Origin of the sequence: Bacillus sp. NMCC46 (genome assembly GCF_002998465.1) — a bacterium.
Classification (GTDB): Bacteria; Bacillota; Bacilli; order Bacillales; family Bacillaceae; genus Bacillus.
Window position 1 is genome coordinate 592,970 of the sequence record NZ_PVQZ01000002.1, and the last position, 26,465, is coordinate 619,434.

Here is a 26,465-nt window from a genome sequence, read left to right on the forward strand (position 1 = left end):
CTTTTTTTAGTGTAACATAAAAAAAGAGAGGAGTCAGATAACTCCCCTCGTGTGTATGATTTAAAGGACGCTTGCACGGCCTTTGTAGATCGCTCCGCGTGCCGGATCTACTGTGATCTCTTCGCCTTCTTTTAGCAGTGTTGTTGCGCTGTCAAGACCCACAATCACTGGAATACCAAGGCTGAGTCCAACGACTGCTGCATGGCTTGTTAAGCCGCCTTCTTCAGTGATCAAGGCAGATGCTTTTTCTAAAGCACCCATCATATCACGGTCTGTACAGTTTGCGACAAGAATCGCCCCATCGTACATTTTTTCGTCTGCTTCTTTTCCGCTTTGTGCAATGACAACCGGTCCAAATGCAGATTTACGGCCAATTCCTTGACCTTTCGCAATGATGTCACCAACAACATATACTTTCATTAAGTTCGTTGTACCTGTTTCACCAACTGGCACACCAGCTGTAATGACGATTAAATCGCCATGTCTCACATAGCCCGTTTCAATCGACTTCTCGACTGCATTCTCAAGCATTTCATCAGTAGACGTCGTTTTTGATCCGCTCTTTGCAAATACACCGAATACGAGAGACAGCTTTCTTGCTACTGATTCGTTTGCTGTGACCGCTACGATTGGTGCTTTTGGTCTATATTTTGAAATCATTCTCGCAGTATGACCGCTTTCCGTAGGTGTCACAATCGCTGCCACGTCAAGCTTCATCGCTGTATGTGCAACAGATTGACCGATGGCATCTGTAATGCTGACTTCTACTTCTTCGCTTCTGCGAGAAAGAATTGCTTTATAGTTGAGTGCATCTTCTGAACGTGATGCAATGTTATGCATCGTTTGTACAGCTTCCACTGGATATGTTCCTGCTGCTGTTTCACCAGAAAGCATAATCGCATCTGTGCCATCAAAAATGGCATTTGCCACGTCACTTGCTTCCGCACGAGTTGGACGAGGATTACGCTGCATGCTATCAAGCATTTGGGTAGCTGTGATGACAGGTTTGCCTAAACGATTGCATTTTTTGATCAGCATTTTTTGAACAAGCGGTACTTCTTCTGCCGGGATCTCTACACCAAGATCTCCACGCGCAACCATCAAACCATCTGATACCTCAAGGATTTCATCGATGTTATCAACACCCTCTTGGTTTTCAATCTTAGGAATGATTTGAATGTCAGCCGCATTATTCTTTTCAAGAAGCTCACGAATTTCAAGCACATCAGAAGCTCGTCTAACAAAAGAAGCAGCGATGAAATCGACGCCTTGTTCAATTCCGAACAGAATATCATTGGCATCCTTTTCTGTAATACCTGGCAGGTTCACACTTACACCTGGTACGTTTACACCTTTTTTGTTTTTGAGCGTGCCTGTATTCATGACCTTTGTGACGATTTCTTTGCGGTCCATGTTAATTTCTTTCACTTCTAAACCAATAAGACCATCATCTAATAGAATCGTTGAGCCCACTTCTACATCATCAATTAAATCTTCATACGTCACACTAATTTTTTCCGTATTTCCAACAATGTCTTCCATACTCACGATAAGATCTGCACCAGCGACTAGCTCAATTGAGCCGTTTTCAACTGTACGTGTACGGATCTCTGGACCTTTTGTATCAAGAAGGATCGCAATGTCCTTGCCTAATGTTTTACCTGCTTTACGAATGTTTTCAATGCGTGCACCATGCTCTTCAAAATCTCCATGAGAGAAGTTTAGTCTGGCTACATTCATTCCTGCTTCAATCAATTCAGTCAGCTTTTCAATGGTTTCACTTGCTGGACCGATTGTACAAACGATTTTTGTCTTTCTCATTACTGTTCCTCCTAAGGTCTTCTCGTTTTATATAGAGAGCTCTTGTGAAAGTCGGTACATATTTTGATCGACTGTATGTTTTTTATCTAAGATATCTAAAATATCGTGATGAACGAGTTCGTTGCTTTGAATGCCCACACAGCGACCGCCTTTTCCTTCAAGAAGAAGTTCTACTGCGTATGCTCCTAAACGGCTTGCCAGTACTCGGTCAAATGCGCTTGGAGAACCTCCGCGCTGAATATGTCCTAAGACAGATACACGGGTTTCAAGGCTTGTCTCCTCTTCAATCCGCTTACCAAATTCAACACCGCTGCCTACGCCTTCTGCGACGATAATGATACTGTGCTTCTTGCCGCGCTCGTGCCCTCTTCTTAACCTCGCAATAATTTCATCCATGTCATAGTCTGCTTCAGGAATCAAAATAGATTCGGCTCCGCCTGCAAGACCTGACCAAAGAGCAATATCACCAGCATGTCTTCCCATTACTTCCACTACGTATGTACGTTCATGAGATGTGGCTGTATCACGAATTTTATCAATGGCGTCAATGACTGTATTCAGTGCTGTATCAAAGCCAATAGTGAAATCAGTACCTGGGATATCGTTGTCGATTGTACCCGGGACACCTACACATGGAAAACCGAGCTCAGTTAATTTCTTCGCTCCCATGAATGAACCGTCTCCGCCGATCACAACAAGTCCTTCAATACCGAATTTTTTTAAGTTCTCAATGCCTTTTTCACGACCTTCAACTGTCTTGAATTCAGGGCATCTTGCCGTGTAAAGTTTTGTTCCTCCACGATGAATGATATCGCCAACTGAACCTATTTCAAGTTTCTCAATTTTACCGTTAATTAGACCTGAATATCCATTATAAATACCGTAAACTTCAACATTATGGTAAATCGCTTTCCTTACAACTGCGCGCACAGCTGCATTCATTCCTGGGGAATCCCCACCGCTCGTTAAAACTCCTATACGCTTCATCTTTTTCACCTCAGAGACCATATATGAATTAAACATACCATTTCCACTGCTTGAAAACAATCATGAGCAAAACCGGATGTTTTCAATACGTATTTCTAAAACCGTACTTATTATACAATTAAATAAACCGTTTTTAAACAAAAGTTAAGAAAGTCATGAAAGCAATTCTTTCAAAAACGAGGAAGATCGATCCTTCTAAAGCTTATCATATCAAGGTTTTCAGACGTTTCAAATTTTATGAAAACAAAAGAAAATTATTTTCAAATAGCGCTTACATGAGGACGGTTTTCATGAAAAAGGATGAAAAAAATAAACGCCAGCCAAAAAGGCTGTACGTTTATTTAGTTTACCCCAATATATTGATTTTCAACCGATACTTTCCCGATTGCTTTGTATTTTTGATATCTTTGTTCGACTAGTTCTTCAGGTGTTAGTTTGAGCAAAGATGTAAGTGACTGTTTTAATGTTTTTTTAATGTAGGCTGCTTGTTGTTTCACGTCTCGATGTGCTCCACCTTGCACTTCTTTAATAACATCATCTATAATATCTAATTCTTTTAGGTCTGGAGCGGTAATTTTCATTGTCTCTGCAGCTTTTTTCGCAAGTGATGAGTCCTTCCAGAGCAGTGCTGCTGCACCTTCAGGTGAAATCACTGAATACGTTGAATTCTCTAGCATGTATAGGTGGTTTCCTACGCCTAAGCCTAGTGCGCCGCCACTTCCGCCTTCTCCGATGACAATACAGACAACCGGTACACGAAGTCCTGCCATTTCGAATAGGTTTTTCGCAATTGCTTCACTTTGTCCGCGTTCTTCAGCTGCTTTCCCAGGATAAGCTCCTTTTGTATCAATAAAGCAAATGATCGGGCGATTAAATTTATCTGCTTGTTTCATCAAGCGCAGCGCTTTACGGTAGCCTTCTGGATGAGGCATTCCGAAATTACGGCGCAAGTTTTCTTTTGTGTCTTTTCCGCGCTGATGGCCAATGACTGTGACAGGAAGCCCTTTAAACGTGGCGATTCCTCCAACAATGGCTTCATCATCACCATAGAAACGGTCACCATGACATTCGAAAAAGTTGTCAAACAGCTCTTGAATGTAATCGAGAGTTGTTGGACGCATCGCATGACGAGCAATTTGCACTCTGTCCCACGGCTTTAAATTTGTATAAATGTCTGCTTCAAGCTTGCTCAGACGTGTTTCAAGGCGCTCAATTTCTGCACTTAAATCCATTTCTGAGTTTTGTGTGAACTTTTTCAGTTCATCAATTTTCGCTCGAAGTTCAATGACAGGTTTTTCAAATTCTAGTTCTCCAGCCACTCTCGTTCACCTCCTGTGCTGTGTAATGCTAAGATTCGGCCTAGTGTTTCTTTCATCTCTGCACGATGAATGACAGCATCCAGCTGTCCATGCTTCATTAAAAATTCAGCCGTTTGGAAGTCCTCTGGCAGGTCTTCACGGATTGTTTGTTCAATGATTCTACGGCCTGCAAATCCAATTAAAGCACCAGGTTCTGCAAAGTTGTAATCACCAAGAGACGCGAAACTAGCTGATACACCGCCAGTTGTCGGGTTGGTCATCACAGAGATAATCAAACCTTGGTCCTCGCTGAACAGTTTTAATGCTGAGCTTGTTTTTGCCATCTGCATGAGACTGAGGATCCCCTCTTGCATTCTCGCTCCGCCCGATGCAGTAAAGATGATAAATGGCACCTTGTCCGCTTTTGCTTTCTCAATCGCCAGTGTGATCTTCTCACCAACAACCGAGCCCATGCTGCCCATACGGAACGTGGCATCCATGACAGCGATCACAGCACGCTGGCCTTCAATTTCACCTTGACCTGTGACAATGGCTTCATTCAAAGACGTTTTTTCTCTGTCTTTCTCAAGCTTTTCTTCGTAGCCTGGGAATCCGAGCGGGTTTTCTGAGATCAGATGCCCGTTAAATTCTTCAAATGTGCCTTCGTCTACAAGGCTATCAATACGCTGCTTTGCATTCATTTGCAAATGTCTGCCGCAATTCATGCAAACACGTAAATTTTTATCTAATTCTTTGGTGAGCATTATTTTTTTACATTGCGGACATTTGGTCATGATGCCTTCAGGCACATCTTGGCTTGCCTGTTCAGAGGGTACAGATGCATATTTTTTCTTTTTACTGAAAATATTTTTGATTGACAAATGACTACCTCCCTTTTTGAAGGGTTTTTTCTTTACACGCACATCCACTATTATAGGACATGTCATAACTGTACCGAAACTATTGTACTTTTTTTGTCAAACGCTGTCATCCTTCATTCAATTTTTTCAATGGGGAATTGATGAGAAATGAGTATGTGTTTGGGGCGCTGAGCAGTTGATATATGTGAATTGTGAACGTCTACAAAAAAATATCATTCCGGATGAAAAAATTTTCGCGTAAGAGAGGAAATGGTGCACGTCTTTCCTCCAATTTCAGAAAGAACGTGCACACTTTTCCAATTGATTATTCGCCGATAATCGTTAATTTTCTTGTTTTTTCAGCGACTGCTTCTGGATCGACTTTGATTCTTGCAACGCCAGTTTCCATTGCTGCTTTTGCTACCGCTTTTGCTACCGCTGGTGCTACACGTGCATCAAATGGTTCAGGGATGACGTATTCAGCTGACAATTTCTCATCTGAAACAAGAGAAGCAATCGCTTCAACGGCTGCAATTTTCATTTCTTCGTTAATGTGAGTTGCACGTACATCTAATGCTCCGCGGAAAATTCCTGGGAATGCCAGTACGTTGTTCACTTGGTTCGGGAAGTCAGAACGGCCAGTTCCTACAACACTTGCACCTGCTGCATGTGCATCTTCTGGCATGATCTCTGGATTTGGATTCGCCATAGCGAAGATGACAGGATCTTTTGCCATTTTTCCAACCATTTCTTTTGTTAAAGCGCCTGCCACTGAAACCCCGATAAAGACGTCTGCGCCTTCAATGACTTCTTCTAATGAACCTTCTTTACGGTCTTGGTTCGTGAATTTAGCGACTTCATTTTTCACTGTATTCATACCGTTCGGGCGGCCTTCGTAAATTGCGCCTTTTGTATCGCACATGATGATATCACGTACACCGAAATGATATAGAAGCTTGATAATCGCAATTCCCGCTGCTCCAGCGCCGTTTGCCACCACTTTGATGGAGGACATTGATTTTCCAGACAGTTTCAGGGCATTTACAAGTCCTGCTACTGTGACAATCGCTGTTCCGTGCTGATCATCGTGGAACACTGGAATGTTTGTCTCTTTTTTCAAGCGCTCTTCGATAATGAAGCAGTTTGGAGCTGCAATATCTTCAAGGTTGACACCGCCAAACGTTGGCTCAAGAAGCTTTACTGTTTCAACGATTTTGTCTACATCGTTTGTCGCAAGCGCGATTGGGAAGGCATCAACGCCCGCGAAGCTTTTGAATAATACAGCTTTTCCTTCCATTACTGGTAGAGATGCTTCTGCCCCAATATTACCAAGCCCTAAAACAGCGCTTCCGTCTGTGACAACAGCGACCATATTGCCTTTCATTGTATAATCATACACTTTGCTTGTGTCGTCATAAATATCTTTACATGGTTCTGCAACACCAGGTGAGTAAGCCAAGCTCAAGTCTTTTGCATTTTTCACTTGTACTTTTGATTTTGATTCGAGTTTGCCTTGATTCTCTTTGTGCATATGTAATGCTTCTTCTCTTAATGACATGTGATGAACACTCCTTCAAGTGGAAAATGATTTAATGAATTGCTAAGTTGATAAGCACATACTGGCAGTTTTAAATACACAGAATCTTTAAAATGATAACACAATAGGTGAATTTGTAAAACATATTCAGGTGATTTGTCATCATTTAATCACAACGTTTTGTTCACCAAGCAGCTCTTTTAACTGGAAAATCACAGCATGATCTGCATGAACCTTGTATGCATCTGGAAGTCTCACTGTCTTTTTTTGCTTCTCATAATACAAATAGACATCTGCTTCTCCGCTGTGCATCGAGATCACCCGCTTTACTTGCTCTAGCAGTTCCTGCGTATGGTTTTCTTCTTTCACCCGAATGTAGACAGACTCTTTTCTTTGTGTGCCCATCTCTTCAAGCAGAACGGCTTCTTGCACGATGATTTGGCTGCTGTCATTTCTGACATCTATTCTGCCTTCAACATAAAGCATGGCGCCCTCCTCAAGTAAGGGGGACAGCTTTCTAAATTGCTCTGGAAAGACGACGCCTTCCATTTCTCCCGTTTCATCCCCAAATGTGACAAATGCCATCGATTGTCCATTTTTTGTCCGAATCGATTTCACTTTTGTCAAAAGACCACCCATTGAGACCTTTCGCTTTATATAGGAAGAAAGTCTGATGATTTCCACTGCACCATTCTCTCTTAAGCGATCTCGGTACGTTTGTACAGGATGATTTGATAAATATAACCCAAGTGCCTCCTTTTCAAATTGCAGGAGATCGACAAGCGGCAGTTCTTCTATCTCCGCATATTTTGGCTTAATGGAGAAGGTTGTATCCCCCAGAAAGTCCAGTTGATCATCTGGATTTAAAAATGACACGTGGTCTAATGCAATATCTATTGATGCCAATAACGAAGCACGATTTGGATAAAGCTCATCCATCGCCCCTGAAAAAATGAGCGCTTCAATCGTTTTTCGGTTGACACTCTTTGCTGATACTCTTGCGCAAAAATCAAATAAATCTTCAAACGGCTTTTCCTGTCTTGCCCTGTATATATCCTTTACAGCTGACACTCCGACATTTTTGATCGCTCTTAAGCTGTAGCGGATCTCCCCTTTTTCAACCGTAAATGGAAATTCACTCTTATTAATAGAAGGCTTCAACACAGATATCCCTTTTTCCTTTGCCTCATAGAAATATTGAGCGACTTTGTCTTCATTTCCAATCACACTCGTTAAAAGTCCGCACATAAAATATAACGGATAATGCGCTTTTAAGTAAGCAAGCTGAAAGCCAATCATGCTATATGCAACAGCATGGCTTCTATTAAAACCATAGTTTGCAAATTTGACGATTAAGTCATAAACGTCATTTGCAATGTTAACAGGATACTCCTTTTTTAGGCATCCTTCAACAAAATGGCTTCGCTCTTCATCAAGGACCTTTTTATCCTTCTTCGAAACTGCTCTTCTTAATAGATCTGCCTCGCCCAGCTGAAAGCCTGCCATCTTCGCCGCAATCAGCATAATTTGCTCCTGATAGACGATGACCCCATATGTGTCCTTTAAAATGTCATACAAATCAGGATGCGGATAAGAGACCTTGACTCTGCCGTGCTTTCGGTCGATAAAGAGCGGGATATTCTCCATTGGACCTGGACGGTAGAGGGCATTGACCGCCACGATGTCTTCTAAACTAGAGGGCTTCAGGCGTCTCAGCACCTGACGCATTCCTTGTGATTCAAGCTGGAAAATCCCAGTTGTATCTCCCGCTGATAACAATTCAAATGTTTTCTGATCTTCATATGAAATGTCACTAAAGTTAATGTGGACGTTTTCCTGTCTTTCAATCTGGTTTTTAATGGATTCAATTAAGGTTAAGTTTCTTAGTCCTAAGAAATCCATCTTTAAAAGTCCGAGATCTTCTAAATAATTCATCGCATACTGCGTTAAATACACACCATCATGGCCGTCTTGAATTGGAACGACCTCTGTCAGCGGCTCCTCGCTCAGCACAACGCCGGCTGCATGTGTCGAGGTATGTCTTGGCAAGCCTTCAACCTTTAAAGCGGTTTGAAAGACCTTTCGAAGCTCCTCGGATTGCTGGAGCATCGTTTTTAATTCAGGGGATGCAGTCACCGCTTCTTTCAGCGTCGTTCCTGGCTTTGACGGAATCAGCTTTGCAAGACGGTCCGCTGCCTTTGAATCAATCCCCATTACACGTCCAACATCTCTTAAGGCCGCCTTTGCTGCAAGTGTTCCAAACGTGACAATTTGTGCCACATGCATGTCTCCGTATTTGTCTTTTACATAAGAAATGATTTCATCTCTTCTCGTATCGGGGAAATCAATATCAATATCTGGCATACTGATTCGCTCAGGATTTAAGAAACGCTCAAACAACAGACCGTGACGGAGCGGATCAACATCTGTAATAAACAATACATACGCAACAAGTGACCCTGCTGCCGATCCACGTCCTGGCCCTGTGACAATGCCTTGATCATGGGCATACTTCATAAAATCCCACACGATGAGAAAATAATCACTGAAATTCATTTTTTGGATAATGCTCAGTTCGTACTCAAGTCTTTTCACATACGTATCATTTGAAGCAATCTTTCTTTGCTTCATCCCTTCTGCGCACACTCTGCGTAAAAACTGATCTGCTGTTGATTGATCAGGAGTCGGATAGGAAGGGAGTTTTGTCTGCCCAAGATTTAAATCGACTTCACAGCGGTCTGCGATCTCCACCGTTCTTGTCAGCAGCTCCTCATCTTGCGCATACCATTCCTTCATTTCTTCAAGGGTTCTGAAATGCTTTTCTCCTCGGTCTTCCTCAATCTCTGACAGCTGCTGCCCTGCTTTAATGGCTTTTAAACACGTATAGGCGGTTTTGTCTTCTCGATTGATATAGTGGACATCTCCCGTCGCAACAAGAGGAATCTCCGCACTTTTTGAGACGTCCCTGAGTTTACCGGCAAGCGATTCGTCTTGCTGAAATGGCTGAAGTGCGATGTACACATGTCCCTCACCGAAAATATCTTTCAATTGTTTCGCCGCATCATGCGCTTCTTCTATCTGATCATGCTGAAGCAGCGTTTCAATGTAGCCGGAAGCGCCTGGCGTAATGGCAATGAGCCCGCGGTGATAGCTTTTCAGCCATTTTTCTTTCAGTCCAGCTTTTGATTTTGATTTCAGCACACTGCTGATTTTGATCAAGTTTTGATAGCCTTCATTGTTTTTGGCAAGGAGTACCAAGGGATAAGCCTCTGTCTCTTGTTCATCTATGAAGACAGAAGCTGTTAAACCGATGACCGGCTTGATGCCATGTTTTTTACATTCCTTATAAAATTCAACCGTTCCATACATCACATGGTCATCGGTAAGAGCGAGCGCCTTGCAGCCAAGTTCTTTCGCTTTCAGCACGAGCTCCTTTACTTTTGCCGCACTGCTTAATAAGCTGTATCCACTGTGGACCTGAAGATGAACATAAGACATGCTTAATCCACTCCTTTCGTCTAAAGTCATTCTTTCATTATAAAACGCGATGCGGTGAGAAACAAATGTTCTTTCTTTTCTGTCCGTTCATACTTGTCCCGCACACACCATATATTGAATAGAGTGAGGTGGACACAATGGATGTGAAGGAAGCTTTTATTCCGAATTTTATTAGCTGTTATTTTATTGCTCTTGGGGTCATTTTGGGCGGTGCCATCATAGGTGGTGTTGGTGCTTATTTATCTGGTCAGCCGCCTTTATCCATTATTACGAGTCTTGCCAACCGTTTAAAGATTTGGGCGCTTGTCGCAGCTATCGGTGGAACTTTTGATGCCGTTTATAGCTTTGAAAGAGGCATTTTCGAAGGGAACACGCGTGATATTTTCAAGCAGATTTTATTAATTGTCTCTGCCATGGGCGGTGCGCAAACAGGTTATCTCATTATTACGTGGCTCACACAGGAGCATGTGTCATCATGAGGGTGCCGGAGCTGTACAAACGTCCAGGCTGGCAGCGTTTTTTTGCAGGGATGATGTTTGGCGCGATTGTGAGCTGGCTCATTTTCCTCTTTACATACGGAACCTTTCAGGAAAAGCAGGTGACACAGCTTAGAAGCCAGCAGCACCATATGGACAGTCTGAAAGAACAAATCACACTCTATCGGGAAGATTTGCATAAGTTAAATGAGGATAATAAACAGCGGCTGCTGATCCAAAGCGTAGATGTCCATCTCGTCAATCGTGAGCAATATAAAATCCCAGAGCCAGATACGCTGAAATTTGAAGATCAGGTCAAAGAGGATATCTCAGAGGTCATTACAAAGGATATTGAAAGTGTCTATAAAACAAAGGAATTATTAAAACGGACAGTGGAAAACAAAGAATATACCATTCGGGAAAAGGCATACCGCGCCAAAGTGACAGAGCTGACGATTTATACGAAGCTTTCACTTGAAGTGCGCATTTCATTTGCTGAATAAATGATCATGTGGAATTTTTATGAATTTCTGCCCTCAATGATCGCTTTTCCCTCATTATTTTTATACACTAAAAGTAGAACGAGATCTAAAACAGAAAGAGGTGAGGACAATGGAGGTTTACAGCTATCGTCAAATGGCACGAGACAAAGCAAGCCGGATCAAGGACGGTATGTGCGCTTATGCTGAGACAGAAATGATGGCTCATTTAATTAAAAAAGAATTAAAGCATCAAAATCTCCAAGCCTATGAAGATTCAACTGACATCGGCTGCTGGTTTATCCCTGTATGCAAGTAACCCTTTTCTCCCTGACAAAAAAAGAGAGAGGGGACTTGAAGCCCCCCTCTCTCATGATGATGATTTACATACTTCTTCTAAATCACGCAAAATCTCATCTGCCACGGCCCAATCATAAATAGACGCACCAGCTGCAAGCGGGTGGCCGCCGCCATGATATTTTTTCGCAATGGTATTAATGACGACCCCTTTAGAACGGAATCTGACACGAATCTGATCGTTTTCTTCCACAAAAAAGACCCATGCCTTAATCCCTGCAATATTGCCTAGTGTCCCAACAAGCTGTGAGGCTTGCTGCGCTGTTGTTTGGAACGATTCCAAAATATCGCGCTTAATGAAAACAGAGGCGACCCCATTCTCTGACAAAGAAATATGTTGAAAAATATAGCCATTTAATTTCACGACATTCAAGTCCGTCTCATACAATTGATTGAAAAGGTCTGAAGATGAAAATGGATATTCAATAAGCTCTCCAGCATATTTGAGCGTCTTTTTCGTCGTGTTTGGGAAAAGGAAGCGGCCTGTGTCTCCTACAATGCCGGCATAAATGAGTTCAGCCGCCTTTGTATTCAGCTGATATCCTTCTTCTTTCCCCTCTAAATACAATTCATAAATCATTTCGCTCACAGAGCTTGCCTCTGTATCCACCCAAAGCAAATCACCATACGGATCTTCATTTGGATGATGGTCAATTTTCATCAGCTTATCGCCCATTGAATAGCGCTGATCGTCAATTCTTGCTTGATTGGCTGTATCACAGACAATGACAAGGGCATCTTTGTACACGTCATCCGGAACCTCATCAAGTTCATACAAAAATGAAAGGGATGGCTCCGGGGTTCCTGTCGCATAAATATTTTTTTCTGGATAGGTGGCACGCAAGATTTCCGTAAGGCCGCACTGCGATCCATACGCATCAGGATCTGGTCTTACATGTCTATGAATGATGATGGTGTCATATAATGATATGGTTCTAATCAGTTCTTTTTTCATAAAAACTCCTTCTTATCCGATACTCTTTTTATTATTAAATCATAATCTATCCTGACGGAAAAGTGAGGAATAGACAATTTATTCTAGTAAGCAAGCCTATTTACGTTTAAAATAGGGTTGTAACCACTTACAATGGAGGCTTGGCACATGCTTGTTTTGATTGTGTTTATTATTTGTTCTGCCATGTTTTATTTATACTACAAAGCAAAGAATGTCCGTACGAACCGCCCAGTCGAAAAGAAATTCTGGTCGGCTAAATCCAGTATGGCACTTGGCTGCTTTGTCCTGCTCTTCGGTGTGAATCAATTATTTTTAAACCGCTCGTCACTCGCATTTGTCATTGGATTTATTTTTGTTGCTGTCGGTATCGGCAGTACGTGGGCTGGATATAAAGCCTACAAGCATTACCTTCCGCTCTTTTTAAAGGAAGGCGAAAAAGATCACGCATAATAAGAGAGAAGGGCTAAAATGATGTTTATTTTAGCCCTTTGTCATTTTCGTCATCGCCCTTTTACGATTATCCTCTCTCCATCAGCTGCACCATCAGCATCGCTTTCCCTACGATATTCGATTGATGATATACCTCCACTTCCAGCTTTCCAAACTTGCGGCCTACTTCTAAAATATTCGGCTTGATCTGTATCGTGGATTCCATTTGAACCGGTTTTAAGAAGTAGACAGAGAGACTTTCGACAATCAGCTCCCCTTTTTTATGAGACTTTAAGAAGCGGTTGGCGGATTCAATTAAAATTTGCGTGAACACTCCATATGAAATGTTTCCGAGCTGGTTTGTCATTTGGGGTGTGACCTCATATTGATACACCGCATTTGCCTTTGGCTTATCTGTATCGGTATCTTTAAACCCTCTTGAGACAACATCATCCAGTTTTTCGCCGACCTGCGGCTGCTTTTGAATCATTTGAAGCGCCTTCAGCACATCCTGACGACTGATCATCCCAATTAGTTTCGCATAATCATCTACGACTGGCAGCACCTCAATGCCTTCCCATACCATCATTTGAGCAGCAGAGGCGACAGAGGTTTTTCCAATGACTGTCAGTGGATTTTTCGTCATCACCTTTTCAATCGGTGTAGAGCGGTCATGCCCCGCGATATCCTTTGAGGTGAGGATTCCGTGAATTTTCATTTGGTCGTCTGCGACCGGAAAACGGCCATGGCCAGTTTCATAATTCTTTTCATACCATTTTTCAAGCTTATCCTCTGGTGATAAATACACCGTTCGTTCGATCGGCGTTAAAATATCTTCCACAAGCACAATCTCTTTTTTTATTAGTTGGTCATAAATGGCTCGGTTTATGAGAGCTGCTACGGTAAATGTATCGTAGCTTGTCGATAAGATCGGCAGCTCAAGCTCATCTGCGAGCTGAATGATTTCATCATCTGTTGAGAAGCCGCCCGTGACCAGCACAGCTGCTCCTGCCTCTAATGCTTGTCTGTGTGCATTGATCCGGTTTCCGACAATCAGCAGGTTTCCAGCTGCCGTGTAGCGCATCATCGCATCAAGCTCCATCGCTCCGATGACAAATTTGTTTAATGTTTTATGTAAGCCCGTTCGTCCTCCAAGCACCTGTCCGTCAATGACATTGACCACTTCCGCATATGTCAGTTTTTCAATATTTTCTTTTTTCTTCTGTTCAATCCGAATGGTACCAACTCGTTCAATGGTACTGACGAATCCTTTATTTTCAGCATCCTTGATGGCCCGGTAAGCGGTCCCTTCACTCACTTTCATTTCTTTCGCAATACGCCGGACAGAAATTTTCTCTCCAACATCTAATGAATCAATATACGATAAAATTTGTTCATGCTTTGTCGCCAATCCCGTTCACCCTTTTTGTTTTCAGCGTTTTCATCTATGTTTCATTATAAGGGCAGGAGGCTTTTAATAGCAATTTGTCTTTTTCAGCACGATACACGTAAACAAAAAAAGCCGGCATTGGAATGCCGGCTTTTTGATATGATGCTTAAATCTCAATTGATTCTCCGCTGTTTAACACATGACCAACGCCGCCATGCAGGCTGTCTGCAAATGCATGCGGGTCCTGTTCAATCGGCGGGAATGTGCTGTAGTGAATCGGCACGACCTGCTTCGCCCGAAGCCATTCGGCTGCGATTCTTGCATCGTCCGGCCCCATCGTGAAGTTATCACCGATCGGAAGGAATGCAAGCTCAATATGATTCAGCTCACCGATCAGCTTCATATCTGAAAAGAGCGCAGTGTCTCCAGCATGATAAATCGTTTTGCCCTCTGCGGTAAATAAAATACCTGATGGCATGCCTGTATACGTAATCGTTTTTGCATCTTCATCAATGACAGCTGAACCATGGAACGCTTGCGTGAGCTTGACTTTACCAAATTCAAACTCACGTCCGCCGCCGATATGAAGCGGGTGCGTTTTCACCCCTTGCCAGCTTAAATAAACGGCAAGTTCGTTTGGCGCGACAACGAGCGCGTCATTGTTTTTAGCGATTTCAATGGTGTCACCGAGGTGATCTCCATGCCCATGTGTCAGTAAAATAACATCCGCTTTGACATCTTGCGGCTTGATATCTGTGTGCTTATTTCCATTTAAAAATGGATCAATCCAAATATGGTATCCGTTTGTTTCAATGTGTACGACTGAATGTCCGTGATATGTAGCTTTCATGTGAGTATATCCACCTTTCGAATTTGATCTCACTTCATCTATTCCCTGTATAAAAAGCTGGAAAACTTAATGTCTGTGAATGACGTTAAGACCACCTGTTGCTTCAATAACGGTCCCTGTAATCAGGTCTGAGCGGTCATCGCATAAAAATGAAATGATGCGCCCTATATCCTCTCCAGTACCAGACCTGCCAATAGGCGTTTCATCGTCTTTGATCTGGCGTGCTTCTTCTATTGTGGATTCTTTCATGTCTCCAACGATTTTGCCTGGGCAAACCATATTGGCTGTGATGCCGTTTTCGGCTTCTTCAATCGCAATGGTTTTCGTCAATGACGCAAGCCCCACTTTTGCCGCTCCGAAGGCTGATCTGTGCATCCAGCCTGGTGCATGGTCTGCTCCTTGGAAGCCATACGTGATAATGCGGCCAAAGCCTTGTTTTCTCATCATGGGGATGACCATTCGGAACAAATGGAACACTGCGGATAGGTTGCCTTCCATCATTTGATACCATTCATCTTCAGAGTAATCCGCTAGTTTCTTACGTTCAAAAATATAAGGTCCAGCATTGTTAATCAAGGCATCGATCCGCCCAAATCGCTCTGCTGCCAGCTCTACCATGTTTTTTAAATCTTCTTTGTTTGTCACATCTCCTTGGACAAATTGAAGCTTTTCTTCGTATTCCTGCAATTCTTCTTTCATCTGCCGGACAGCTTCATCATCACTTCGATAATTCACTGTCACAGAATACCCCATATTCAGTAAAGACTCGGTGACTTTCCTGCCAAGTCCTTTAGAACCCGCTGTTATTAATGCGTGTCGCACACAATCTCCTCCTAAAGCAAAGGTTGCAAGTTCACATGTTTCTTATCTTTACTTTACTACAAACCAGCATCTGGCGCACTTATGAACCCTTTCTGCTATCAGGTTCTCCAAGGAAGAGGATTCTCCTTTCTGACAGCAAAAAAACCATCCGCATCATACGAATGGTTTTTTGACTTGTTACGCTAGGCAGGCTTTTGCTTTTTCTAAAGCGAGCTGAATTTGTTTAAATCCAGTTCCACCTGCACTTGTTCTTTTTTCAACAGCAACATACGGATCAAGAACGGTGTAAATGTCTTGTTCAAAGAGATCGCTTGCTTCTGTAAATGTTTCAAACGGAAGATCACTTAAGTAGATGCCTTTTTGAATGCACGTATACACAAGCTTGCCAACGATTTCGTGTGCTTCACGGAATGGCATGCCTTTTTTCGCTAGGTAGTCTGCCACTTCGGTCGCATTTGAGAAATCTTCTTTTGTTGCCTTTTTCATGACATCCTCGTTCACCGTCATGGTTTGAATCATGCCTGTGAAGATTTGCAGGCTGCCAGCAATGGTTTTTACTGTATCAAACATGCCTTCTTTATCTTCTTGCAGGTCTTTGTTATACGTAAGCGGCAAACCTTTCATAATGGTGAGAAGTCCCATCAGATTGCCATACACACGGCCTGTTTTCCCGCGGATCAATTCTGCCATATCCGGGTTTTTCTTTTGCGGCATCATGCTGCTGCCTGTTGCATATGTGTCATCAAGTTCAATGAATTTGAATTCTTGAGAGCACCATAAAATGATTTCCTCACAAAGACGTGAGAGATGCATCATCACAAGGCTGCTGTTTGACAAAAACTCTAAAATGAAATCCCGATCACTCACGCCATCAAGGCTGTTTTCGTAAATATGATCAAAGCCAAGCAGCTCTGCTGTATATTCACGATCAATCGGAAATGTCGTTCCTGCTAGCGCTCCGCATCCAAGTGGAGACACGTTAATTCGCTTCAACGAATCTTGAAAACGCGCTTTGTCACGCTCAAGCATCCAGAAATAGGCGAGCATATGATGAGCAAAGGAAATAGGCTGTGCACGCTGCAAGTGCGTATATCCTGGAAAAATCGTTTCAACGTGCTGTTCTGCTTTTTCCACAAGCACTGTTTGAAAGGAAGAGATCAGTTCAATGATATGCTCTACTTGGTTATTCAAATATAAATGCATATCGGTTGCGACCTGATCATTCCGGCTTCTCGCTGTGTGCAATTTGCCGCCAAGCGGACCAATCTCATCAATGAGCATTTTTTCAAGGTTTAAATGGATGTCCTCATAATCTACTGAGAATTCCAATTCATCTGCCTCTGCCTTTTTCATGAGCGTATTCAGTCCATCTTTGATGGCAGCGGCCTCGTCATCGCCCAGGATACCGCATGTATTCAGCATACTTGCATGAGCAAGGGAGCCGGTCAGATCTTCTTTGACTAATTGTTTGTCGAAATGAATGGACGCGCCAAACTCATCGACCCATTTTTCTGGTGTTTTTTGAAATCGGCCTCCCCAAAGCTTTTTCATGCTTTAACCTGCTCCTTTTTATTCACGATGCTGTTTACTTTTGTTGGTAAGCCCCAAAGATTAATAAATCCTACCGCAGCATCATGATCGAATTCATCTGCTTTTGTGTATGTTGCTAGATTTTCATCATAAAGTGAATATGGTGATTTACGTCCTTCTACAATGGCATGGCCTTTAAATAGTTTCACACGTACAACACCTGTTACGTTCTGTTGTGTTTCTTGTAAGAAAGCATCTAATGCTTCTTTAAGCGGTGAGAACCATAATCCGTTGTATATTAATTCAGCCATTTTTTGTTCAATGATTGGCTTAAAGTGTGCGACTTCTTTCACTAGTGTTAAATCTTCAAGCTCTTTATGCGCTTTTAGAAGTGTGACAGCACCTGGGCACTCGTACACTTCACGAGATTTGATGCCAACAAGACGGTTTTCAACGTGATCGATTCTGCCAACCCCATGCTGACCAGCGATTTCATTTAAATGAAGGATGAGATCAGATAATGAATACTGAATACCATCAATGGCTGTTGGTTTTCCTTTTTCAAACGTGATTTCGATGGTCTTAGGTGTGTCAGGTGTTTTTTCAAGTGGAGTCGTTAGATCATATGCTCCTTCTGGCGGTGCAGCCCAAGGATCTTCTAAAATGCCGCACTCGTTACTTCTGCCCCAAAGGTTTTGGTCGATTGAATATGGGCTGTCTAAGTTAATCGGAATTGGAATACCGTGCTTTTGTGCATAATCGATTTCTTCATCACGGGACCATTTCCACTCACGCACTGGTGCAAGAACTTCTAGGTCTGGATTCAACGCTTTAATGGATACTTCAAAACGGACTTGGTCGTTTCCTTTTCCAGTACATCCGTGAGCAACCGCTACTGCATTTTCTTTCTCTGCGACTTCCACCAATTTTTTTGCAATAAGTGGACGAGATAGTGCAGATACAAGCGGATATTTTCCCTCATACATGGTGTGTGCTTGTAATGCAGTCAGTGCAAATTCCTCTGCGAATTCTTCTTTTGCGTCAATCATGTAAGATTGAACCGCTCCGACTTGAAGTGCTTTTTGTTGAACGAATACTAAGTCTTTTCCTTCACCTACATCCAGGCAGCAAGCAACGACTTCGTACCCTTGCTCTTGTAACCATTTAACTGCAACAGAGGTATCAAGACCTCCGGAATATGCTAATACGACTTTTTTATTTTGTGACATGATTGAAAAGCTCCTCTCGCTTGTTTTGATTCTGTGAATGTTTTTTGCATAAAAATAAGTTTTTATTTATAAAAATGCATTTAGTATGTATACACTGTAACAAGGAAAAATTGTTTTTTCAACCCCTTTATGAAAAAAACTCCGCCAAATTTTCTTGGCCGAGTCATTTTGGGCTATTTTTGATCCTTTTCAAGCTCTCGTAAGACGTGAGGAAGCTCTGGAATCATGAGTTTTGTCATGGCTAAACGAACAGCTCCAGTAGAGCCTGGTGTGGCAAAGACGGCTTTCTGGTTGACGACCCCTGCCGTTGCCCGGGACAAGATAGCGGCTGAACCGATGTCTTCTGTATAGCTCAGCATGCGGAAGATTTCGCCAAAGCCAGGCAGCTCCTTGGAGAAAAGTGGGGTGATCGCTTCAATGGTGACATCCCTTGCGGCAATCCCTGTCCCCCCGTTTAATAAGACGGCATCTATTTTCGGTTCGCTTGTTCCCTCTAGCACAGCGTCTTGGATCGCTCCAATGTCATCTTTTACAATATCGTATGCAAGAATGAGATGTCCCTGTTCTCTAAGCAAATCAATCATCAGGCGGCCGCTTTTATCTGTTTCTTTCGTTCTTGTATCACTGACTGTAATGACTTTTACATAAAGCCTCTCTTTCGCCTCACGTTTATGTTCTGTCACGCTCATTTTTCACACCGCTCCCTTTTGCTTCGTATTGGACAACATTATAGCATGCTGCTTTTAACAGAAAGAAGCTCTTTTCCTTATTGGAAAAGAGCTTCTTCATTTTTGATTACGCTAAGCGCATAACGTCTCTTGCAATCATTACTTCTTCGTTCGTTGGGATGACGATCACTTTTACAGGAGAGTGCGGGTAGCTGATGAATGCTTCTTCGCCTCTCATGTTGTTAAGAGAAGGATCCCAGTAAACGCCCATGAATTCTAGACCACGAAGTACACGAGCTCTTACTTCTGAACTGTTTTCACCGATTCCAGCTGTGAAGATGATCGCATCTACACCATTCATTCTCGCTGCATAAGAACCGATATATTTATGAATACGGCTTGCAAAAATATCAAGAGCTACTTCTGCACGGTCGTTTCCTTCTTCTGTTGCTTCTTCGATATCACGAAGGTCACTTGATAGACCAGACACACCTAAAAGACCACTCTTCTTATTCAAAGTAGAAAGTACTTCTTCAGCTGTATGTCCTGTTTTCTCCATAATAAATGGAATAAGGGCAGGGTCAATGTTACCTGAACGTGTACCCATTGCAACACCCGCAAGCGGTGTGAAGCCCATTGAAGTATCGATTGATTTTCCGCCTTCAACTGCTGCGATACTTGCACCATTTCCAAGGTGGCAAGAGATCAAACGAAGCTCTTCAAGAGGACGGCCTAATAGCTCTGCTGCACGCTCTGTTACGAACTTATGGCTTGTCCCGTGGAATCCGTATTTACGAATACCAAAGTTTTTGTAGTAGTCGTATGGAAGGCTGTATAGGTAAGACTGCTCTGGCATTGTTTGGTGGAAGGCTGTATCGAACACAGCAATCGCTGGTACGTCAGGCAGAATTTGTTTGAATGCTTTGATTCCTACAACGTTTGCAGGGTTGTGCAGTGGTGCTAGCTCTGAAAGCTGATCAATGTCATTGATGACTTCATCAGTTAAAAGAACAGAGTCGCTGAATTTCTCTCCGCCGTGAACAACGCGGTGTCCTACGCCATCAATTTCATTAAAGTCTTTGATGATGTTAAATTCAATTAGTTTTTCAAGCAGCATTTTGACCGCTACTGCATGATCTGGAATATCTGTGATTTCTGTTTTCTTTTCTCCATCTACAGAAATCGTGAAGATACTGTTGTCCATTCCGATTCTTTCAACAAGGCCTTTTGTTAAAACGGTTTCTTCTGGCATGTCGAACAATTGGAATTTAAGAGATGAGCTTCCTGCGTTGATTGCAATAATTTTAGACATTCCTGTCGCTCCTTTTACTCAGTTGTTATATAAGGTTTCACGTTTTTTCCGGTGCTATATTCAACCTGTTTGACGGGTCTTTTATAGTTTAACGATAAGTCCGAAAAATATCTGACTTTTTCATTTAAACATTGAAAACTTTGCATTTCAAGTGCACCTTCAAACTGTTACCGCTTACATCGATAAGTCGTTATTTTCTGAATAATAAAATAGCCAGACATCACTCTGGCTATTCTTTCGTTTCTTTTTCTTCAATAAACCATTGATCTAATTTTCTCATCACACCCACCATGGCTTCCTTCTGTGAAAAAGACGGCAGATTGGCAAAGAGCATCCGTTTTGGTGCTTCCAAGCCTTCCTTTTTCTTTTGCATCACAAACAAGCTTTTGGCGTGCTTTTTGTCCTTGAACATGGAGACCGGGAGCTGAATTAACGCATTCATATATGCATGATCTTTGATAAAATCCTTTAATTGCACGCTTTCTTTTCCTTCAAACAAATCGTTTGGAATGATGAAGAATAAGAAGCCGCCTTCTTTCGTATAACGAAGGCTTTGTTCAATGAATAAATAATGGGCAAAGGCATGTCCTTCTTTTGCCTTCAAATCATAGTCTGCTGCACGCTCATCATTTGGGTAATAACCGACTGGCAGACTGCATACAGTGACATCTACTGGTGAGATCAAAAGCGGCTCAAGGCTGTCTTGATGGAAAAGCTCGACTTCCTTCTCTTCCAAGTTTGCCTGTGCCCATGCAATTTTAATGAGTACATCATCAATTTCAGACGCAAAGCCGCGCTTTGTTTCTGCAGTGAGATTGTTTAAGACAGCAAGCAGTAAGTTCCCTGTTCCCGCTGCTGGATCAAAGACAACAAGCTCTTTTTGTCCTTCTAAAAATTTATTCACCAAATAGCTGACAAACAGCCCGATCGTATCTGGGGTCATCTGACGATTTGGATGGGAAATATCCTTTTGTCCTTTCAATACGGCGAGCTGAAACGCTTTACGAATCTGCTCATGATCATAAGAAGCAAAATCTGCTTTCTCTATTAAATCCTTTAGTAAACCGTCTCGATCATTTGCTTGGAAAAAGGCTTCTCCTGCTTCTGCCAATGCTTCAATATAGGAAATGCTTTGGTCCTTTTTTAATCGAATAGAAGCTGTATCGAGCAGCTCGAAAATCGTACTTACTTGATCTTTCTGCAATGCTTTTCTCTCCTCGCTTTGTTAAAAGCTATATCTCCTCATTGAAAAGAGCCCCAGGATGAAGCCGGAGCTCTTGTCGATGCTGCTTTTATAACAGTGATTTTGCAGCTTCAATGGCTTTTTCATAATTTGGGTGATTCGTTGCTTCACTTACGTATTCAGTGTAAACCACTTTTCCGCTCGGGTCTAATACGAAGACTGCGCGCGCCAATAAACGCAATTCTTTCATATATACTCCGAATGCTTCACCAAATGACATATCTCTATGATCAGATAATGTTTCGACATTTTCAATTCCGTTTGCTCCGCACCAGCGTGCTTGTGCAAATGGAAGGTCTGCACTAATTGTATAGATATTGACCGGACCTAAACCGGCTGCCTCTTCATTGAAACGTCTTGTTTGTGCGTCACACACACCTGTATCAATAGAAGGAATCACTGAGATGATCGTCACTTTTCCTGTTAAATCTGAAAGTGAAACTTCCCCTAGTGAGTTCGTTAATACCGTGAAATCTGGAGCCTGCTCGCCTACTTTCACTTCATTTCCTACAAGCGTGACAGAACTCCCTTTAAATGTGATCGATGCCAAAACAATTCCTCCCTTATCAAATGTATGGTTCTATCATAGTAGAGAAAGCAAAAAACTGCAAAGCCTAATCGTCACTTTTGAAAAAAAAGTTAACTGCAGCGCAGCTAACTTTTTAAAGGTCTATGTCATCTAGTTTTCGTTCTTTATGACGGTTTTCCCGTTCATCCTTCTTAAACATGTGCTGAAGACGTTCAATTGCTTGAGGAGCAGAATCCAATATTTTATCAAGCAGATGTGTATGTTCATCCAAATGAAGCATTCGAACGCCGTTTGTTCCGACAATTAAGAAGGCGATTGGTGTAATAGACACACCTCCGCCGCTTCCTCCGCCAAATGGGAGTCTCGGTTCTTTTCGTTCTTGATCATCAGAACGTTTTTCTTTCTTTTGGTTCCCGTTAAATTCACTGCCGCCGGCTGCAAATCCAAAACCAACCTTCGACACAGTAAGAATGACACTGCCGTCAGGGGTTTCGACTGGATCGCCGATGATCGTATTCACGTCTATCATTTCTTTTAAGTTTTCCATCGCTGTCTTCATAAGACCTTGGATTGGATGATCTGCCATTTTCGGGTTCCTCCTTAAACAGATGATTCATTCTTCGTTGCTTGAAGAGAGGCATTTTTTCTCGCCTTTCTTCCTTTTAACCAATGGACAAGTAAACGAATGGCTGCAAGCATAGCATGTCCAATACGAAAATAAGCTATACATGTAAACTGGGTCTGTGACACATTATGCTGAAAGGCAGGAATGACTTCATATACCGGTTTATGCTTAAAGGTGAGATGCTCCTGCATAAAGGCAAGCAGTGCTCCTTTGACTGACCACACACCGCCGGCTGCTACACCTGTTAAAGCGGCGTCATGAAAGCCGATCCATGTTGACCAGTGAAACGATACAATTCTGATGTGAATGAAGAATTTACGCATGATCCGGTTTAAATCGACGATCTCTTTTGTGATGCGCTCCATTTGATGAAGGATTTGCTTCATATCACGTTTTCCCACTTTTTGATGTATGGATTCTTTTTCGTGACTAGGGGTTTTGGCGCTCGCCATCTTCTTTTCACGTATATCAATCGTTTGATCTTCTGGATTGACCCTCACCATCGGAATGTCTTTTTTGAGTCTGATGATTCCATATAAGGTGATGATCTTCAGTGCAAGGTGGTCATTGTCATTTGCATGTGAATAATCCAGTGAAATGGTCACTTTCATGAAGATCAATAAGATCCCAAGGAACAAAAAAGCTGCGATCCAAACGTAAAGCACTGTGCTCACTTCCTCCATAACAAATGATGCTTCTCTACGATTATGGCTCTCAATCTGGATTTTATACCCAATCATGAAAAAAGAGTTTGACCGGTACCCGGCCAAACTCCTCTGATTATACGTTTGCTTCTGTTTTTTCATATAGGTGTTCATGGACGACCACCGTATCGGCAAAGTAATCATGAACCCCTTGCTTTTTCGGTGTGAACCCAACAATAGCATAGAGAACAAAAAGCGTATTAATATAGCGTCCCACAATCTCTCTAAAGAAAATGACATCCCATGCCAGTTTCTTCTCAGGCTGAAGTGAGACCACTTTTATCCCAAACACCATTTTCCCAAGCGTTTGTTGAAAGATTTTCGTCATGATGGCGAAATAAAGCAGAAATACAATCGTCGTTGTGACGGAGAATGGAGAAAACCATCCTCCTCCTTTGGACCAGCCAAACAGACTAAAGATTGGAGAAACCGTCAAATGGTTGACACCCCAGACGACGAGCCAATCAAGAATAAACGCCCAAAACCTAATCCAAAAGCCTGCAAACGCCTGTGCTTCAATCACTGCACGTTTCGCAAGAGCCGGATTCGATTCTTCTTGGCTGCGGCTTTCGGTTACTTCATCGAATGTAGAATCCATCTATGATCCCTCCTTTATTTTGAATAGAGATACATCGGTTTAGACCCGTTTGAGCCAGCCAGTGTTTCTTTTAGATTGAGAAAATCAATTTCACTTTTAAAGAGTTTGCTTGCGCTCATATTGAAGAGAGAGTTCCAGCCAAAGCTTTGAGAATAGCTGATCACTGTCGCTCCTTTTAACCCTTTTTCATTTTTCTTCATTGCTTTGATTGCATCTTCATAATATCCTAGCTCATCGACTAATCCGTTCGATTTCGCCTGCGTTCCGTCATAGACCCGGCCGTCAGCAATTTTCTTGACGTCCTGTTTTGACATGCCGCGTCCTTCAGAGATGACTTTGACAAACCCTTCATACGAGTTATCAACCATGCTTTGCATGATGTCGCGCTCATCTTTTGTCATATCACGATTTGGTGACATGATGTCTTTAAATTTTCCGCTCTTAATTGTTTCGTATTTAATACCTAAATTATCTGCCAGCTTTGAATAGTTCAAGCTTTGCATGATCACACCTAACGATCCTGTTAATGTTTCAGGTGAAGCAAAGATTTTCTTGGCTGGAGTTGATACGTAGTAACCGCCAGAAGCTGCCATTGAGCCCATGGAGACGTAAATCGGCTTCTTCGCTTTTTTCACTTCTTCTAATTTTTTATGTATTTCCGCACTTTCATAGACACCGCCGCCAGGAGAGTTGACGCGCAGCAGTACACCTTTTACTGAAGCATCATCTTTCGCTTTTTCTAGTTCCTTGAGGAATGCACGATGATCATAACCTTCTCCGCCTAACAGACTTGATGCGCCGCCATTATCTTGAATGGTTCCATTAATCTCAAGAACCGCAATTTTTTCAGCACCGCTTCCATCCTCTAGTACCTTTTCTTCTATTTCATCCCCAAATTGATAGCTCATTTTATTGTCATTGAAGTTTTCGAACAAGGCCATCGTGACACTTATCACAATTGAAAATCCGAAAACACCTAGTGCAATGATTAACGCTACCCATCTTTTCGCATTCATCTTTTTCTCCTCCTTTTTGTCTCTCTTCATTGATACGAATATTCACATGAAATGTTTCACAGGAATTGTGGTTTTTTTACATTTCATTTCATCATATGATAGCACCTCTTTTCATTCACGATCAACTTTACATCGTCTCCTTTGAGATGCGCATGACGAAAAATTGGCTTTTTTATCCTCCCTCTGCACCTAATAGGCTAGTTCTACACCACAACGAAACACCTAAACCACTCTTTCATGAGAAAGAAGCTATTCAATTATGCTCAAATCCTGCCCTTTTCGAATCCCTTACATTGGCTCATTTCTAAAAACGAATGCCATCATCATGCAGGTTTTTCTAATGTTTTTACTTTCATATGAAAAAAGTGTAAAATGTGAGCAAGGGTTCACATGTAAGCCCTTTATTATTGGAAAACTATTTTTGACAACAAAGGGGAGAACGTCAATGACAGACAATCGTCGCAATGTATTTTTCTTTTACAAAAAAGATCATGAATTGGATGGACACATTTCTTCTCTGGAGAAGCTCGCTACCGATCAAGGCTTTCAAGTCGTCAAGCGTGCAGAGGATGCCCATATTATTGCTTCAATTGGCGGGGATGGCACATTTCTTCAAGCAGTCCGCAAAACGAATTTCCGGGATGACTGCTTGTATGTAGGGGTATCAAAAACAGAGAATTCGCATCTATACTGCGATTTTTCATTAGAGCATTTTGATAAAATGATTGATGCCATGAACACTGAACAGATTGAAGTGAGAAAATATCCGATCATCGATGTAAGCGTTGACAGTACCAATCAGTTCCATTGCTTAAATGAACTGTCGATCCGCTCAAGCATTATTAAAACATTTGTGATCGATGTGTATATAGATGATTTCCACTTTGAAACATTTAGAGGAGACGGAATGATTATTTCTACTCCGACCGGCTCAACAGCCTACAATAAATCGGTAAACGGCGCCGTGGTTGATCCGATGCTCCCTTGTATGCAAGTCACAGAGCTTGCATCGCTAAACAACAACTCGTACCGTACACTGGGTGCTCCTTTCATCTTAAGCAGTGACCGCAAGCTAACGCTGAAGGTTGTGCAGGACGGAAACGACCATCCAATTATCGGGCTTGATAACGAAGCGCTTGGCACGAAACACGTCAAACAAATTGACATCGGCCTTTCAGGAAAAGTCATTAAAACAGTGAAATTAAAAGACAACTCCTACTGGGAAAAAGTAAAACGCAGATTCCTTTAATCA

Annotated in this window: 25 protein-coding genes; 5 read left to right on the forward strand and 20 right to left on the reverse strand. The window is 42.2% G+C overall.

Going from position 1 to position 26,465, the window contains the following annotated elements:
- Positions 1–60 precede the first annotated feature (60 nt).
- The 6 genes from pyk to dnaE form a co-directional block, all read right to left on the reverse strand.
- Positions 61–1,821: a pyruvate kinase gene (gene pyk, locus C6Y01_RS08695; protein WP_034661851.1), complete on the reverse strand. Its 1,761-nt coding sequence runs from the start codon at positions 1,819–1,821 to the stop codon at positions 61–63.
- A gap of 27 nt (positions 1,822–1,848) precedes the next feature.
- Positions 1,849–2,808, reverse strand: coding sequence for a 6-phosphofructokinase (gene pfkA / locus C6Y01_RS08700; RefSeq protein WP_012010865.1), 960 nt, complete (start codon positions 2,806–2,808; stop codon positions 1,849–1,851).
- A 341-nt stretch (positions 2,809–3,149) separates the two neighbouring features.
- The gene (gene accA / locus C6Y01_RS08705; protein ID WP_034661852.1) at positions 3,150–4,127 is read right to left on the reverse strand and encodes an acetyl-CoA carboxylase carboxyl transferase subunit alpha; all 978 of its coding nucleotides are present in this window, start codon (positions 4,125–4,127) and stop codon (positions 3,150–3,152) included.
- Entirely contained in the window at positions 4,112–4,987 is an 876-nt protein-coding gene (gene accD / locus C6Y01_RS08710) for an acetyl-CoA carboxylase, carboxyltransferase subunit beta (RefSeq protein ID WP_034661853.1), read from the reverse strand. The genes accA and accD overlap by 16 nt, the downstream gene beginning before the upstream one ends.
- A gap of 304 nt (positions 4,988–5,291) precedes the next feature.
- Complete coding sequence (gene ystJ, locus C6Y01_RS08715) at positions 5,292–6,524, reverse strand: NADP-dependent malic enzyme (RefSeq protein ID WP_034661854.1); 1,233 nt, start codon at positions 6,522–6,524, stop codon at positions 5,292–5,294.
- A 141-nt stretch (positions 6,525–6,665) separates the two neighbouring features.
- Complete coding sequence (dnaE, locus tag C6Y01_RS08720; protein ID WP_106038061.1) at positions 6,666–10,001, reverse strand: DNA polymerase III subunit alpha; 3,336 nt, start codon at positions 9,999–10,001, stop codon at positions 6,666–6,668.
- A 137-nt stretch (positions 10,002–10,138) separates the two neighbouring features.
- On the opposite strand from dnaE, the gene ytrH reads away from it, so the two are divergent.
- From ytrH to C6Y01_RS08735, 3 genes are all read left to right on the forward strand, one after another.
- Positions 10,139–10,480, forward strand: a complete 342-nt coding sequence (gene ytrH / locus C6Y01_RS08725; protein WP_034661856.1) for a sporulation membrane protein YtrH — start codon at positions 10,139–10,141, stop codon at positions 10,478–10,480.
- On the forward strand, positions 10,477–10,980 hold the full coding sequence (ytrI, locus tag C6Y01_RS08730; RefSeq protein ID WP_034661857.1) for a sporulation membrane protein YtrI: 504 nt from the start codon (positions 10,477–10,479) through the stop codon (positions 10,978–10,980). The genes ytrH and ytrI overlap by 4 nt, the downstream gene beginning before the upstream one ends.
- A 109-nt stretch (positions 10,981–11,089) precedes the next feature.
- Positions 11,090–11,275: a YtzJ family protein gene (locus C6Y01_RS08735; protein WP_003216400.1), complete on the forward strand. Its 186-nt coding sequence runs from the start codon at positions 11,090–11,092 to the stop codon at positions 11,273–11,275.
- 51 nt (positions 11,276–11,326) lie between these two features.
- On the opposite strand, the gene C6Y01_RS08740 is transcribed toward C6Y01_RS08735, so the two are convergent.
- Complete coding sequence (locus C6Y01_RS08740; protein WP_034661858.1) at positions 11,327–12,268, reverse strand: DHH family phosphoesterase; 942 nt, start codon at positions 12,266–12,268, stop codon at positions 11,327–11,329.
- Positions 12,269–12,415: 147 nt separating this feature from the next.
- On the opposite strand from C6Y01_RS08740, the gene C6Y01_RS08745 reads away from it, so the two are divergent.
- Positions 12,416–12,718: a YtpI family protein gene (locus C6Y01_RS08745; RefSeq protein WP_003216665.1), complete on the forward strand. Its 303-nt coding sequence runs from the start codon at positions 12,416–12,418 to the stop codon at positions 12,716–12,718.
- A gap of 67 nt (positions 12,719–12,785) precedes the next feature.
- Here C6Y01_RS08745 and C6Y01_RS08750 read toward each other — a convergent pair whose 3' ends face one another.
- From C6Y01_RS08750 to sppA, 13 genes are all read right to left on the reverse strand, one after another.
- Complete coding sequence (locus C6Y01_RS08750) at positions 12,786–14,108, reverse strand: CBS domain-containing protein (RefSeq protein ID WP_034661859.1); 1,323 nt, start codon at positions 14,106–14,108, stop codon at positions 12,786–12,788.
- 145 nt (positions 14,109–14,253) lie between these two features.
- A complete protein-coding gene (locus C6Y01_RS08755; protein ID WP_095285565.1) occupies positions 14,254–14,937 on the reverse strand; it encodes a metal-dependent hydrolase in 684 nt (227 codons plus the stop codon).
- Positions 14,938–15,003: 66 nt separating this feature from the next.
- Entirely contained in the window at positions 15,004–15,759 is a 756-nt protein-coding gene (locus C6Y01_RS08760; RefSeq protein ID WP_008343153.1) for an SDR family oxidoreductase, read from the reverse strand.
- Between the two features lie 177 nt (positions 15,760–15,936).
- Complete coding sequence (argH, locus tag C6Y01_RS08765) at positions 15,937–17,310, reverse strand: argininosuccinate lyase (RefSeq protein WP_106038062.1); 1,374 nt, start codon at positions 17,308–17,310, stop codon at positions 15,937–15,939.
- Positions 17,307–18,518: an argininosuccinate synthase gene (locus C6Y01_RS08770; RefSeq protein WP_106038063.1), complete on the reverse strand. Its 1,212-nt coding sequence runs from the start codon at positions 18,516–18,518 to the stop codon at positions 17,307–17,309. Before C6Y01_RS08770 ends, argH begins: the two co-directional genes overlap by 4 nt.
- Before the next feature lie 173 nt (positions 18,519–18,691).
- Complete coding sequence (locus tag C6Y01_RS08775) at positions 18,692–19,207, reverse strand: MogA/MoaB family molybdenum cofactor biosynthesis protein (protein WP_034661870.1); 516 nt, start codon at positions 19,205–19,207, stop codon at positions 18,692–18,694.
- A 106-nt stretch (positions 19,208–19,313) separates the two neighbouring features.
- The gene (locus tag C6Y01_RS08780) at positions 19,314–20,498 is read right to left on the reverse strand and encodes an acetate kinase (RefSeq protein WP_034661872.1); all 1,185 of its coding nucleotides are present in this window, start codon (positions 20,496–20,498) and stop codon (positions 19,314–19,316) included.
- A gap of 229 nt (positions 20,499–20,727) precedes the next feature.
- A complete protein-coding gene (locus C6Y01_RS08785) occupies positions 20,728–21,702 on the reverse strand; it encodes a class I SAM-dependent methyltransferase (RefSeq protein ID WP_034661875.1) in 975 nt (324 codons plus the stop codon).
- A gap of 88 nt (positions 21,703–21,790) precedes the next feature.
- Entirely contained in the window at positions 21,791–22,291 is a 501-nt protein-coding gene (gene tpx / locus C6Y01_RS08790) for a thiol peroxidase (RefSeq protein WP_034321005.1), read from the reverse strand.
- Positions 22,292–22,403: 112 nt separating this feature from the next.
- Positions 22,404–22,856 (reverse strand): GerW family sporulation protein, encoded by a 453-nt coding sequence (gene ytfJ / locus C6Y01_RS08795; RefSeq protein ID WP_003216488.1) that lies wholly within the window; start codon positions 22,854–22,856, stop codon positions 22,404–22,406.
- A 14-nt stretch (positions 22,857–22,870) separates the two neighbouring features.
- Positions 22,871–23,560 carry a DUF2953 domain-containing protein gene (locus C6Y01_RS08800; protein WP_223249898.1) on the reverse strand — a complete coding sequence of 230 codons (690 nt, stop codon included), beginning with the start codon at positions 23,558–23,560 and terminating at the stop codon, positions 22,871–22,873.
- A gap of 115 nt (positions 23,561–23,675) precedes the next feature.
- Positions 23,676–24,197 (reverse strand): RDD family protein, encoded by a 522-nt coding sequence (locus C6Y01_RS08805; protein ID WP_095285568.1) that lies wholly within the window; start codon positions 24,195–24,197, stop codon positions 23,676–23,678.
- Positions 24,198–24,211: 14 nt separating this feature from the next.
- Entirely contained in the window at positions 24,212–25,213 is a 1,002-nt protein-coding gene (gene sppA, locus C6Y01_RS08810; protein WP_106038064.1) for a signal peptide peptidase SppA, read from the reverse strand.
- Between the two features lie 445 nt (positions 25,214–25,658).
- Here sppA and C6Y01_RS08815 point away from each other — a divergent pair, with 445 nt between their 5' ends.
- On the forward strand, positions 25,659–26,462 hold the full coding sequence (locus C6Y01_RS08815; RefSeq protein ID WP_003216672.1) for an NAD kinase: 804 nt from the start codon (positions 25,659–25,661) through the stop codon (positions 26,460–26,462).
- Positions 26,463–26,465 lie beyond the last annotated feature (3 nt).

What these genes read in the sequence shown, in the direction of transcription:
- pyk (WP_034661851.1), bottom strand. Translation starts at nt 1,821, where the DNA reads ATGAGAAAGACAAAAATCGTTTGTACAATCGGTCCAGCAAGTGAAACC.
- pfkA (WP_012010865.1), bottom strand. Translation starts at nt 2,808, where the DNA reads ATGAAGCGTATAGGAGTTTTAACGAGCGGTGGGGATTCCCCAGGAATG.
- ystJ (WP_034661854.1), bottom strand. Translation starts at nt 6,524, where the DNA reads ATGTCATTAAGAGAAGAAGCATTACATATGCACAAAGAGAATCAAGGC.
- dnaE (WP_106038061.1), bottom strand. Translation starts at nt 10,001, where the DNA reads ATGTCTTATGTTCATCTTCAGGTCCACAGTGGATACAGCTTATTAAGC.
- ytrH (WP_034661856.1), top strand. Translation starts at nt 10,139, where the DNA reads ATGGATGTGAAGGAAGCTTTTATTCCGAATTTTATTAGCTGTTATTTT.
- ytrI (WP_034661857.1), top strand. Translation starts at nt 10,477, where the DNA reads ATGAGGGTGCCGGAGCTGTACAAACGTCCAGGCTGGCAGCGTTTTTTT.
- C6Y01_RS08735 (WP_003216400.1), top strand. Translation starts at nt 11,090, where the DNA reads ATGGAGGTTTACAGCTATCGTCAAATGGCACGAGACAAAGCAAGCCGG.
- C6Y01_RS08740 (WP_034661858.1), bottom strand. Translation starts at nt 12,268, where the DNA reads ATGAAAAAAGAACTGATTAGAACCATATCATTATATGACACCATCATC.
- C6Y01_RS08745 (WP_003216665.1), top strand. Translation starts at nt 12,416, where the DNA reads ATGCTTGTTTTGATTGTGTTTATTATTTGTTCTGCCATGTTTTATTTA.
- C6Y01_RS08755 (WP_095285565.1), bottom strand. Translation starts at nt 14,937, where the DNA reads ATGAAAGCTACATATCACGGACATTCAGTCGTACACATTGAAACAAAC.
- argH (WP_106038062.1), bottom strand. Translation starts at nt 17,310, where the DNA reads ATGAAAAAGCTTTGGGGAGGCCGATTTCAAAAAACACCAGAAAAATGG.
- C6Y01_RS08770 (WP_106038063.1), bottom strand. Translation starts at nt 18,518, where the DNA reads ATGTCACAAAATAAAAAAGTCGTATTAGCATATTCCGGAGGTCTTGAT.
- C6Y01_RS08775 (WP_034661870.1), bottom strand. Translation starts at nt 19,207, where the DNA reads ATGAGCGTGACAGAACATAAACGTGAGGCGAAAGAGAGGCTTTATGTA.
- C6Y01_RS08780 (WP_034661872.1), bottom strand. Translation starts at nt 20,498, where the DNA reads ATGTCTAAAATTATTGCAATCAACGCAGGAAGCTCATCTCTTAAATTC.
- ytfJ (WP_003216488.1), bottom strand. Translation starts at nt 22,856, where the DNA reads ATGGCAGATCATCCAATCCAAGGTCTTATGAAGACAGCGATGGAAAAC.
- C6Y01_RS08805 (WP_095285568.1), bottom strand. Translation starts at nt 24,197, where the DNA reads ATGGATTCTACATTCGATGAAGTAACCGAAAGCCGCAGCCAAGAAGAA.
- sppA (WP_106038064.1), bottom strand. Translation starts at nt 25,213, where the DNA reads ATGAATGCGAAAAGATGGGTAGCGTTAATCATTGCACTAGGTGTTTTC.
- C6Y01_RS08815 (WP_003216672.1), top strand. Translation starts at nt 25,659, where the DNA reads ATGACAGACAATCGTCGCAATGTATTTTTCTTTTACAAAAAAGATCAT.